Source organism: Halalkalibacter alkalisediminis (assembly GCF_028610705.1).
Lineage (GTDB): Bacteria > Bacillota > Bacilli > Bacillales > Bacillaceae_D > Halalkalibacter > Halalkalibacter alkalisediminis.
On record NZ_JAQQWT010000006.1, the window covers coordinates 259,926 to 271,323 of the forward strand.

The 11,398-nt window shown below is 38.8% G+C and carries 10 protein-coding genes; all 10 read right to left on the bottom strand.

Features of this window, described 5'->3' with window-relative positions; translation table 11 throughout:
* Position 1: 1 nt before the first annotated feature.
* The 10 genes from PQ474_RS12010 to hflK all read right to left on the bottom strand — a co-directional run bounded on the left by PQ474_RS12010 (position 2) and on the right by hflK (position 11,255).
* Entirely contained in the window at positions 2-1,459 is a 1,458-nt protein-coding gene (locus tag PQ474_RS12010; RefSeq protein WP_273843439.1) for a replication initiation and membrane attachment family protein, read from the bottom strand.
* 77 nt (positions 1,460-1,536) lie between these two features.
* Positions 1,537-1,992 carry a transcriptional regulator NrdR gene (gene nrdR, locus PQ474_RS12015; RefSeq protein ID WP_273843441.1) on the bottom strand — a complete coding sequence of 152 codons (456 nt, stop codon included), beginning with the start codon at positions 1,990-1,992 and terminating at the stop codon, positions 1,537-1,539.
* Positions 1,993-2,272: 280 nt separating this feature from the next.
* A complete protein-coding gene (gene speD, locus PQ474_RS12020; protein ID WP_273843443.1) occupies positions 2,273-2,653 on the bottom strand; it encodes an adenosylmethionine decarboxylase in 381 nt (126 codons plus the stop codon).
* Positions 2,654-2,981: 328 nt separating this feature from the next.
* Positions 2,982-4,007, bottom strand: coding sequence for a glyceraldehyde-3-phosphate dehydrogenase (locus tag PQ474_RS12025; RefSeq protein ID WP_273843446.1), 1,026 nt, complete (start codon positions 4,005-4,007; stop codon positions 2,982-2,984).
* Between the two features lie 175 nt (positions 4,008-4,182).
* The gene (gene coaE / locus PQ474_RS12030) at positions 4,183-4,779 is read right to left on the bottom strand and encodes a dephospho-CoA kinase (protein WP_273843448.1); all 597 of its coding nucleotides are present in this window, start codon (positions 4,777-4,779) and stop codon (positions 4,183-4,185) included.
* A gap of 241 nt (positions 4,780-5,020) precedes the next feature.
* Entirely contained in the window at positions 5,021-5,656 is a 636-nt protein-coding gene (gene ytaF, locus PQ474_RS12035; protein ID WP_273843449.1) for a sporulation membrane protein YtaF, read from the bottom strand.
* A 63-nt stretch (positions 5,657-5,719) separates the two neighbouring features.
* Positions 5,720-6,544, bottom strand: a complete 825-nt coding sequence (gene mutM, locus PQ474_RS12040; protein ID WP_273843451.1) for a DNA-formamidopyrimidine glycosylase — start codon at positions 6,542-6,544, stop codon at positions 5,720-5,722.
* A gap of 14 nt (positions 6,545-6,558) precedes the next feature.
* Positions 6,559-9,183 carry a DNA polymerase I gene (gene polA / locus PQ474_RS12045; protein ID WP_273843454.1) on the bottom strand — a complete coding sequence of 875 codons (2,625 nt, stop codon included), beginning with the start codon at positions 9,181-9,183 and terminating at the stop codon, positions 6,559-6,561.
* Between the two features lie 186 nt (positions 9,184-9,369).
* The gene (gene hflC, locus PQ474_RS12050) at positions 9,370-10,302 is read right to left on the bottom strand and encodes a protease modulator HflC (protein ID WP_273843456.1); all 933 of its coding nucleotides are present in this window, start codon (positions 10,300-10,302) and stop codon (positions 9,370-9,372) included.
* Positions 10,302-11,255, bottom strand: a complete 954-nt coding sequence (hflK, locus tag PQ474_RS12055; protein WP_273843458.1) for an FtsH protease activity modulator HflK — start codon at positions 11,253-11,255, stop codon at positions 10,302-10,304. Before hflK ends, hflC begins: the two co-directional genes overlap by 1 nt.
* Positions 11,256-11,398: the final 143 nt, after the last annotated feature.

Sequence of the window (11,398 nt, forward strand, 5' to 3'; positions counted from 1 at the left end):
GTTACACCTCTCCTTTCTGTGCCTTGTTCCTTCTTCTTTCTTCAAGCATCTGTTCAAAGCTCTTCTCTTCTTGCTTGCCTTGATCCATCTTCACTTCTACTTTTTCGGTCGCTTCCGTTACTTGACTTTCTTTTTGTTTCTCAGCTAAAAGCCATTTAGGTAATTTATCTCGTTTCGGCTGTTGCTTACGTCTTGTGGTTTGCTTACTGTATGGTGCCGTTGATTTCTTAGCCTGTTGCTCATTTGTTTTTCTTTGTTCCTGCATCGCAAGCTGCATCGCTTCTTTAACCGTCTGGACTTTCTTTCTCGCCCAGTGTCCTGCTATTTTATCGATTAAGGCTTTAGATAATTTCATGTCCTGGCTCCAAAGCATAAAATCCAGCAGAACATTCGCTACGCCCGGTAACAATTGATGATCAAGAATAAGCGACTCGACAATCTTTACATCGGCTGCCGCCACTTTCGCACCATCTGACCTAATTTCTAATAACGTTAGTGGTGGGGTTGTTTCGTAAAATTTAATCGTCCGTTCTTCTTCGGTAACCGGTTCTTTTCCCTGCATCAATTGATATTGGACAGGGTGCTGCTGTAATCCTATACCAGGTGGTTCATTTCCATGCTCAATCTTATACCATTCCTGAACTTTCTTTCTAAACTCGACTACATTCAGTTTGTCATCATGTAAAAGAGTCTGTTGGATGATCGACGTCATTTCTAAAGGTTCGATTCGGTAGACGAAGGCAAGTCTGCCGATTAACGCCTTTACATCCTTTGTTAAAACGTCTTCAGGTACAATAAAAGAGGATAAGCTTTTTTCGAGGAGCTCAAAATCGAAATTTTGATACTGAAAAGAGAGCTCTTCCTTTTCGGTTGAAATCAACTCTCTTTGCGGATCTCCCCTTAGTGCATTTCCAGTCTCTGATTTTAAATTCGAAACCATTTCTGAATGATGCAACGAAGCAAACACTTCATCAAACGCATAAGTTAATTCTGTAAATTCTTCATGAGCTACCTGATCTAACGTGAATCGTTCACGAAGCTGACGATAATGGGTTTTACCAAGCCTATTGAAAAGATAAACACTCAATACATCATTTTCAAAAAATTGCTTTGGAGTCATCGGTGGCTGTAACTCATATAAATAAGTGGTTTCTCCATCTTCTTCTTTCCGTTTATAGGTTTTAAGTAGACCAATTCCCTCGAGCTTCTTTCGTTCTTCAAAAATCACTTCGAGTGGAGCACCTAGTAACAACATTAATTGCCGATGTGTTTGCTCATCACTCCAGTATTGATCTCTTTCTAACTGCGACAAAAACGTCACATACAGACTGTGTGCGACTGCTCCTATAAGGGGTTGATATAACAAGGTTAAAGTAAGACGATCCATCTCTGTCACGTACTGACCTGTCCGAACCGTAAACCGATCAACGGGTAGTAATTCTTTCCAATGCCATGTCATTTCTAAGTCCTCCTCTCGACTTTGACTTTCAGCTGAAAAAGAGCTTGCAGCGACTTTCGCTTAAGCTCTCTTATTCCTTAACTCTTATTCATCAAATCTGTTAGTTCTTTTATAAAAACATTAATATCTTTAAATTGTCGATAAACTGATGCAAAACGTACATATGCGACGTCATCAATATCAGCAAGTCGTTCCATAACAAGCTCACCTACATCATGACTCATAACTTCATTCTTCCCTAATCCTCGAAGTTCACGCTCCACACCGTTCACAATTTTTTCAAGTGTTTCTAATGATACAGGTCTCTTCTCACAGGCACGAATAAGTCCTCGAAGAATTTTATCTTGACTAAAAATTTGACGTGTCCCATCCTTTTTCACAACAATCAAAGGAATTTCCTCGATCATCTCAAAAGTAGTGAATCTGTGGCTGCATTCTTCGCATTCTCTTCTTCTTCGAATTGAACGGCCTTCATGACTGGGTCTTGAATCAAGTACTCGAGTTCCATTATGGTGACAAGCAGGACATAGCATTTGATCAACTCCAATTTCCGCTACATATCTTCCATGATATTAAAAAACGAACGGTCTGACAAGAAAAGGCCTTTTTGTCGTTCCTTATCGAAATTTAACTATGTATATCATATCATATCCACCTTTTTTAGGGGCAAAATACAGAAAAAAGTATTAAATCAAAAAGAGGTTGACCCAAAATGTACGTAATCTCTTTTTCAATTGCCTCGAAACGTCTCGTTTCTATCGCGATTGAAAAAAAGGTAAACACATTTGTCAGAGCCAACCTCTTCTATCTCACTTATAGTGCTTGAACTTTTGATTTCTCAATTTTAACTGGTCCCATTCCTCTAGGCACCTCGATGACTTCACTTGATGTAGCACCTAACGCTTCAGTAATATGATTCGCTGCCACATTAGGATCAAGATCACCACAAGTATATACATCAATACTCGCATAACCATGTTCAGGAAAGCTGTGAATTGTTAAATGAGATTCTGAGATAATAACAACTCCACTTACTCCGTGTGGAGCAAACTTGTGAAATGCGACCTCTCTTACTTCAGCTCCGGATTTCAATGCTGCATCAACAAATACTTGTTCAATAAAACTCATATTATTCAACTTCTCCACGTTACATCCCCAAAGTTCTGCAATTACGTGACGACCCATAGTGTCCATAAGTTGAATCCCCCTTTACAAAAATTCATGCCTTCTCAAGCATGTAGGAAAGTTAAATTACACGGGGGAAAGTTAGTCCAGAGAGGTCCTAACCCGGTCTGTAAAAAAACAGTTCCTGATTTGCTGTAATTGAAGTTCACGAAAATCAGTATACTCGGTTTATAATTTGATTGCAACAGTTACAAGTAACTTTTTTTGTAGCTGTTAAATCAGGACTATTTATAACTATACTAGTTGATCTGCAATCAAATATCTGATTTATGAACACCAATACACCATTTAGGTTTCTCAACTTTATGGGCACTATACCATTTTCTTTAATATAGTTCTAATACACTTTACTTGGTTCTTTTAATTTCTCAGCCACAAAACATACGAGGTCTACCACGCGACATGAATAGCCCCACTCATTATCATACCAAGCCAGTACTTTCACTTGTCTGTCATTCATCACCATTGTCGATAAACTATCGATAACAGAAGAATCCTCACTTCCATTAAAATCAATCGATACGAGCGGTTCGTTCGTATAACCTAAAATTCCTTTTAATTCATTTTCAGAAGCATTTGCTAATGCACGATTTACCTGCTCTACTGTCACATCTTGCTTCACATTCACAACTAGATCCACAAGTGAAACATTTGGAGTTGGAACACGTAAAGCCATCCCATTTAATTTCCCTGTTAGTTGTGGAAGTACTTTGGCAAGCGCCTTTGCTGCACCCGTTGAAGTTGGAATGATTGATTCGCCACAAGCTCTTGCTCTTCTGAGATCTTTATGTGGATTATCAATATTTTTTTGGTCGTTTGTATAAGCATGAATCGTTGTCATCATGCCACTCTCAATTCCAAAGTTCTCATCGATGACTTTTGCTACAGGAGCTAAACAATTTGTTGTACAAGAAGCATTTGAGATAATATGATGCTCTTCGTTCTTGTAATCGTCTTCATTAACACCCATTACAACCGTGATATCTTCATCTTTACCAGGGGCCGTAATCACCACTTTTTTCGCTCCCGCTTGTAGATGATAGCCAGCTGTTTCTTGTGTTTTAAATTTGCCTGTTGCTTCAATGACAATGTCAATCCCAAGTTCAGCCCAAGGTAGTTCTCTAGGATCCCTAGATTGTAAAAGTTGGATTTCTTTTCCACCAACCATAATAGCATTGTTTTTCGCGACAACTTCTAATTCGTATTTCCCATGTATACTATCATATTTTATTAAATGAGCTAATGTTTCTGCAGGATAGCTTGCATTAATTGCTACTATATCAACATTTGCATCTTTCATTGCCTTTCTGAACACCATACGACCAATACGGCCAAACCCGTTAATTGCAACCTTTGTCTTCATTAGAATGACTCCTCCCACAATATGAGCTATACTTTATTTTGATTTGATATTAATTAGTATAACACATTAAGTTATTAATGACATTAATTTCATTGTATTTTATAAAAAATAAAAAAAGTGCCTAAACCAGATTTGATTTAGACATCCTTTCGCCTAGATCTAAGCTTGGTTTAAGTCACTTTTGTGTTAATAATTGATCAAAAATACGCTGAAGCTGTTTCTTCGTCTCTTCCATCGTAAACGAGTTATCAATCACAAAATCTGCTCGTTCGCGCTTATCGATTAACGGTATTTGTGAAGCTATTCTCTGTTTAGCGTCTTCCATCCCCGCTGAGTCTCGTTCCAGTAATCTTTGCAGTTGAGTTTTGCTATCAACATACACGAGTATTACTTTATCTACTAAATAAAATAAATTGCTTTCAAATAATAATGGAATATCATACACAATCGTCGTTTCACCTTGCTCTAAATAATATTGTTTTAATTCATCCATGCGATTTCTAACAGCTGGATGAACAATTTCATTTAAAACTTGGCGTTCTTTTCGATCCTCAAAAATAATGGATCCTAACTTTTTTCTTGCTAACGTCCCATCTTCATTTATGACGGAAGATCCAAAATGTTGACAAATAGCTTGTAGGGCCTTCGTACCTGGTTCTACGACTTCGCGGGCAACCTGATCTGCGTCTATAACTGGTATACCCATTTCCATAATCATCTTACTGACAGTTGACTTACCACTAGCAATACCGCCCGTTAAACCTATAAACATGATTTCTCCTCCTATGGTTGTTCAATATAGTAAGACCTGTTCCTATGTAAAGAGGTTGTTCAAAAAGGTAAAAACCCACCTTTTTGTTCTTTTTAATTTTCTTAAATGACTGGCATGGGCTTCTCTCGCTGCGCGCCAGTAATGAGAAGCCCACTCATTAATGGCTTAAAACCCTGCAGCGGTTCCGCTCCATGCTTAGAGGTTGTTCAAAAAGGTAAAAACCCACCTTTTTGAACAACCTCTATAAACTAAAAATGCCTATTATAATAAGGAGGAGGCCTGGTATGAAGGAGAATTTTTTCATCCAGATGGAGTCTGAGAAGCGGTAGCCGCTTTTCATTCCAAGTGTGACACATAGTGCGCTCATCGTTGCGACACTGATTGCCATCCAGATTGGAGAAAAGCCAATTAAGGCGGCTCCGATACCGGCCCCAAACGCATCAAGGGATAAGGCGACCCCTAGTAAAAAAGCTTCACGTCCTGTTATGGTTCCTGAGTTATCAAAATCTGCAACCATCGGCTTTCTTAAAATTCGAATAACGACACCTAATACTTTGATTTCAAAATTTAAAATGATTTCGTCTCCCTTATTTTTTACTTCGTTTTTAGCTGGACGGAATACCTGGTACAAGGCCCAAGCTCCAATTAAAATTAATATGATCCCACCTAAAGATTCAGCAACACTTGGAGACAAATAAGCTTGAATGAATGTTCCAAAGAACATCGCGATTAATATAGAACTAGCTGAACAACCTGCGATAAATAACAACGATCTCCATGGTAATCTCATTTTTCTAAGTCCATATGTTAAACCAACGCCAAAGCTATCCAGACTAACAGCAAGGGCAATGGCCAATAAGGAGAGAATCTCAACCATCTTGATAAGCTCCCTTCCATTCAAACATACGATAGTATATGGCAGGAGCCTATCCAATGTACTTTATTTTTGGCAATTCACGCAGAAGTGAGTGCCTCTTCCACCTACAACCGTTTTTGAGATTTCTTCTCCACATTGTTTACACGCTTCCCCTTTTCGACCGTAAACATTTAGTTGCTGCTGAAACATCCCCATCTCGCCTTGACCATTCACATAAGATTTTACAGAGCTCCCTCCGAGGTCGACCGCTTCTTGCAGAGTAGAAACAATAGCTTCATGTAAACGAGTATACTCCTCCATTGAAAGCGAGGAAGCTAATCGTTCGGGGTGAATACCTGAACGAAAAAGAGCTTCATCTACATATATGTTTCCAAGTCCAACAACGGTCTTTTGATCCAACAAGACCACTTTAATACTTCTAGTTGTCTTTTGAAAGGAATCACGTAATAATTCAATCGTAAACGCCTCAGAGAATGGTTCAACGCCTAGTTGTACAAGAGGTAATGACTCTTCTTCTGTCCCTTTTTTAAACAAATGCATCGTCCCAAATTTACGTACATCTTGATATCGTAATTCGGTTCCATCTGTAAATTGAAAAATAACATGAGTATGAGGAGTGAGTTCCTCGGCTTTTTTAAAGAGTCCGTATCGTCCTTCCATTCTTAAATGGGAGACCATTGTAATATCATCAAGTACAAAAAGTAGGAACTTCCCGCGCCGGTTTACTGCGTGTATCGTTTGTCCAATTAATTCGAGCTTAAATTGCTCTACATCATCTGGTTTTTTAATAATATTTGCCCATTTTACATCGACTCCGGCTATCGTTTTACCGATGACTAGTTCACGTAGTGTTCGACTAACGGTTTCAACCTCAGGTAATTCTGGCATGAATCAATCTCTCCTTATTTGGCGTCATACCATGTTTCTCCATATGAAACATCAGCTTTTAATGGAACCTTTAATTCGACAGCTCTTTCCATAACCTCAGGAACCAATTTGAGCATTTTTTCTACTTCCTCTTCTGGGACCTCAAAAATCAATTCATCGTGCACTTGAAGGAGCATTCGACTCTGCATTTGTTCTTCTTCTAATTTGGTTGCTATTTCAACCATTGCTTTTTTTATAATATCGGCTGCCGTTCCTTGAATAGGTGTATTCATCGCTGTACGTTCCGCGAAACTCCGTTTATTAAAATTACGACTCGTTAATTCTGGTAAGTAGCGTCTACGGTGAAGCAAAGTTGACACAAAGCCTTTCTCTCTAGCATCCTCAATGATGTTATCCATATATTCTTTTACCTTTGGATAACTTTCAAAGTATCGCTCAATAAATTGCCCTGCTTCTTTTCTTGTGATTCCAAGACTTTGGGACAAACCAAAATCACTGATGCCATACACGATCCCGAAGTTAACCGCCTTAGCACTTCTACGCATATGAGACGTAACTTCCTCTTCACTTACATGGAACACATCCATTGCTGTTTTCGTATGGACGTCCATATCCAATTGGAACGCTTCGATCAACTTCTCGTCTTCGGCAATGTGAGCAAGGACACGTAGCTCAATTTGAGAATAATCAGCAGCAATCATCTTCCATCCTTTCTCAGATGGAATAAAGGCTTTCCTTATTCTTCTTCCTTCTTCTAAGCGAATCGGGATGTTCTGTAAGTTCGGGTCTGTTGAACTGAGACGTCCTGTTTGAGTTAAAGCTTGGTTATATCTCGTATGAATTTTATGAGTGTTCTCTTTTGTCACTTTTAAAAGACCTTCTATATATGTTGAATTTAACTTCCCTAATTGTCTGTAGTGAAGGATGTGTTCTACTATTTCATGATCCTTTGCTAATTTCTCCAACACATCTGCTGAAGTGGAATAGCCGGTCTTCGTTTTTTTCACAGGTGGTAATCCTAATTTCTCAAATAAGATCTCACCTAATTGTTTAGGAGAATTAATGTTAAAAGACGTTTCAGCTAATTCGTGAATTTTCTTCTCGAGATCGTTTAACCTCAGTTCTAAATCCTCCCCCATCTGTTCGAGTTGTTCCTTATCAACTTTGATACCAGTCGTTTCCATTCTTCCAAGCACAAGTGAAAGCGGCATCTCCAGATCACGATACAACTCTTCTTGCTCATTTTCTTTCAATTCTTTCTCAAGAACAGGCTTCAATTGATAAAGAGCATCCGCTTTTCGAACTAGATGTTCAGCTAATTGGTCTACCTCAGGAATTCTTCGTTTTGCTCCTTTTCCATAGACCACTTCATCTTCCTGTAGTTGTCCAAGTCCTTTACGAGAGGCGACATCACTAATTTCGTGAGAAGACAATGATGGGTCTAATAAGTAAGAAGCCATTTGAAGATCAAACACAACTCCATTTAGTAAGATTCCTTGCCAACCAAGTGAAACGACGGCTTGTTTCGCATCGAATACGAAAATTTCAGTTGAGTCATCCTTCAACCAATCAACAAAAGCAGGAGAGTCTAGTGCCTGTTCTGTTGGAATAAAAAAGCGACCTTTCTCGTTTACCATCGCAAATCCCTCAATCGGAGTTTGATGATAATTCTCTCCTAGAACTTCGACAATTAATGCAGCTTCTTTAGTTAGATGCTCGTCCTCCAACTTATCTAATCGTTCATATGTAATTTCCTCTAACTCAACCTCTTCGGCACCTTCCGTGTCAAACTTAGTAACTAAGGAAGTAAATTCGAGTTCTTTCATGAAGTCAACGACGGTTTTCTGGTCATAGTCACCAAAGCTTAAATCATCTAATTCCGTCTCAAATGGTACTTCTAAAAATATCGTTGCAAGCTCTTTACTCATGAGCGCTTGCTCGCGATTTTCTGCTAACTTCTCTTTCATCTTCTTACCAGATATTTGATCAATCGAATCAAGAACTTTTTCGACTGAGCCAAATTCTTTTAAAAGCTTCAGAGCTGTCTTTTCACCAACTCCTGGAACTCCAGGAATGTTATCAGAGCTATCACCCATTAGCCCTTTCATATCAATGATTTGCTTTGGTGTAATTCCATATTTCTCAGAGATTAACGCTTTATCATAGGCTTCTACATTCGTTATTCCCTTTTTCGTTAACACAACGGTCACTTTATCTGAAACGAGTTGAAGTAAGTCTTTATCTCCAGAATACACTTTAACTTCGAATTCTTTTTCGGCAGCATTTGTCGCAAGTGTTCCGATAATATCATCCGCTTCATAGTTTTCCGCTTCATAACGAGAAATATTAAAGGCATCAAGAAGTTCGCGAACTAACGGAAATTGTTCGGATAATTCAGGTGGCGTTTTTTGACGTCCCCCTTTGTATTCTTCAAAAGTTTTATGGCGGAACGTGGTTTTACCAGCATCAAAAGCTACTAGCATGTGCGTCGGTTTTTCTTCTTCAATAATTTTAAGCAACATCGTCGTGAATCCATAAACAGCATTTGTATAAACGCCTTTTTCATTATTCAATAAAGGCAAGGCAAAGAACGCACGATAAGCAATACTATTTCCATCTATTAATACGAGCTTTTTCACTAGAAAGGCTCCTCTCTTTTTCAAAATCATCTTACGTTTATTGTAGCATAGCTAAGATAAAATGAGAAAAAGTGACAACTGACTCCCCAAAATCCTTTTTTATTATTTAAGGTAATGTTTATTATTTGTTTCAATTTGTTTAATCAATAAAGAAAAAGGAAGGCGACTGACTCGCCCTCCTCCTTTTTAATCTGTGTATCCCATTAAGATACGTGCATATGGTGAATTCGCAGGAAGGACAATAACCGTCTCTTCTCCAATCGTTTTTTCATAAGATTCAAGCGTACGGTACAATTGATAGAACTCTGTATCACGACCGAAAGATTCATTGTAGATACGAGCTGCTTCTGCTTCCCCTTCCCCTTCAATCTCATTTGCATCTGCAGTCGCAGTGGCAATCATTTCCGTTACTTCCCGGTCGGTTGCAGATTGAATTCGGTTTGCTTCAGCATCCCCTTGCGACAAATACTCTTGAGCTGTAGCATGACGTTCTGAAATCATTCGACTATATACAGCTTGCTCATTTTCATCTGGTAAATCCGTACGCTTCATTCGAACATCCGTTAAGATTATCCCATATTGGTTTCGTTCGAGTGCTTCATTTACACGATCACGAACCAATTCATTAAAGCTACCTCTTGAAGACTTTTCCTCATTAATGATTTCATCAAAATCTAACTGACCTAACTCAGCTCGAATCGCAGAAAAAATTAACTCTCCTAAAATGGCTTCGGCACGATCCTGGTTAACAGTATTAGAGATCATCAGCTGAGGACTTTCAATTCTCCAAATCGCATAATGGTCGGCAAGTACTCTTTTCTTATCACGAGTATTGATTTCTGCTGGCGGAATATCATAGACCATTTGAAACTTTGGTAGAGTAGTCACAGATTGAATAAAAGGAATTTTATAGCTCAGTCCAGGCTGATCCTCAATTCGTACAACTTCCCCAAACTGCCTAACTACTTTATATTCACCTTGCTCTACAATAAATAAATTACTAATAATCGTTGCTAAAATCACTAATAAGATAATCGCCATTGCCCCAAGCTTAGCAAACTTTCTCCACTCCTCACTCGGGCGACGTTCATTAATATCGACAATATTTTCGTCACTCATTAGTTACTCCCTCCTTCAGCGGCTGTGTTTTGCCCACGCTCAAGCGGCCTAATCGGTAAGTAGCTTACTGTATCATTATTGCTATCCATAATATAAATCTCAGTGTTTGGTAGGACATTCTCTAAAGTCTCTAAAACAAGACGTTGACGAGTCACATCTTGATTCACTAAGTACTCAGCATATAGAGCATCAAACTTTGCAACGTCCCCACGAGCCCGCTCGATACGCTCTGCTTTAGTTCCTTCCGCACGAGAAATGATCGCATCCTTTTCCCCTTCAGCTTCATTTATCAGCTGATTACGGTATCTAGTAGCTTCATTTATTTTCGTCAAACGCTGCTCACGTGCATCCGTTACTTCTGTAAATGCACGACGCACTTCATCAGTTGGAAGCTCAACGTCTTGTAGCTTTACGTCTTGTATACTAACACCAATTTGATAGATTTCTAACAGTTCAACTAAATTCTCGAAAACTTGAGCCTCTACTTCTGGTCTTTGATCCGTTAAGACCTCATCAATACTCGTACTACCAATCACGCCACGTAATGCAGCAGATGTCGCGTTATACAACACTTGCTGGGCGTCAACCGTACTATATAAATATTGTTCTGGATCGGTAATTCTCCATTGAACAGCCAAATCTGCAAAGAGAATATTCTCATCCCCTGTAATCATTTTAGCTTCTCGAGTAAATTCAACAACCTCACCATCTTCTTCGTGGTAACCTACTTGAAGGTTAAACGTCCCCCTTGAAAGAATCTCTACTCTTTGTATAGGCCACGGCATCTTAAACTTTAACCCCGGTTCCGTAATCGTATCTTCAACCTTACCAAACGTAATAAGTGCAGCCTGTTCCGATTCGTCAACTATGTACCATCCCGTTACTAAAAATAAAACAAGAATGGCCCCAGCTATTAAAGAAACAAAGCCAACGAGCAGTTGCTTAATGGTCATCGTATCATCCCTTCTCATTGTGATGTCTTTCTTTCTACGTACTTACCGATTAAACGGTTTCACTATTCTTTATAACATTTCATTCTTTTTCATTATAAAACAAATTTTAAGATAAATGGGGCGTTTAGAGAAAACTCCATGTA

Excerpts from the sequence above, each read along its gene's own strand:
- nrdR (WP_273843441.1), bottom strand. The coding sequence starts at position 1,992 with ATGCTATGTCCTGCTTGTCACCATAATGGAACTCGAGTACTTGATTCA.
- hflK (WP_273843458.1), bottom strand. The coding sequence starts at position 11,255 with ATGACCATTAAGCAACTGCTCGTTGGCTTTGTTTCTTTAATAGCTGGG.
- PQ474_RS12025 (WP_273843446.1), bottom strand. The coding sequence starts at position 4,007 with ATGAAGACAAAGGTTGCAATTAACGGGTTTGGCCGTATTGGTCGTATG.
- coaE (WP_273843448.1), bottom strand. The coding sequence starts at position 4,779 with ATGTTTATAGGTTTAACGGGCGGTATTGCTAGTGGTAAGTCAACTGTC.
- mutM (WP_273843451.1), bottom strand. The coding sequence starts at position 6,544 with ATGCCAGAATTACCTGAGGTTGAAACCGTTAGTCGAACACTACGTGAA.
- ytaF (WP_273843449.1), bottom strand. The coding sequence starts at position 5,656 with ATGGTTGAGATTCTCTCCTTATTGGCCATTGCCCTTGCTGTTAGTCTG.
- PQ474_RS12010 (WP_273843439.1), bottom strand. The coding sequence starts at position 1,459 with ATGACATGGCATTGGAAAGAATTACTACCCGTTGATCGGTTTACGGTT.
- hflC (WP_273843456.1), bottom strand. The coding sequence starts at position 10,302 with ATGAGTGACGAAAATATTGTCGATATTAATGAACGTCGCCCGAGTGAG.
- speD (WP_273843443.1), bottom strand. The coding sequence starts at position 2,653 with ATGGACACTATGGGTCGTCACGTAATTGCAGAACTTTGGGGATGTAAC.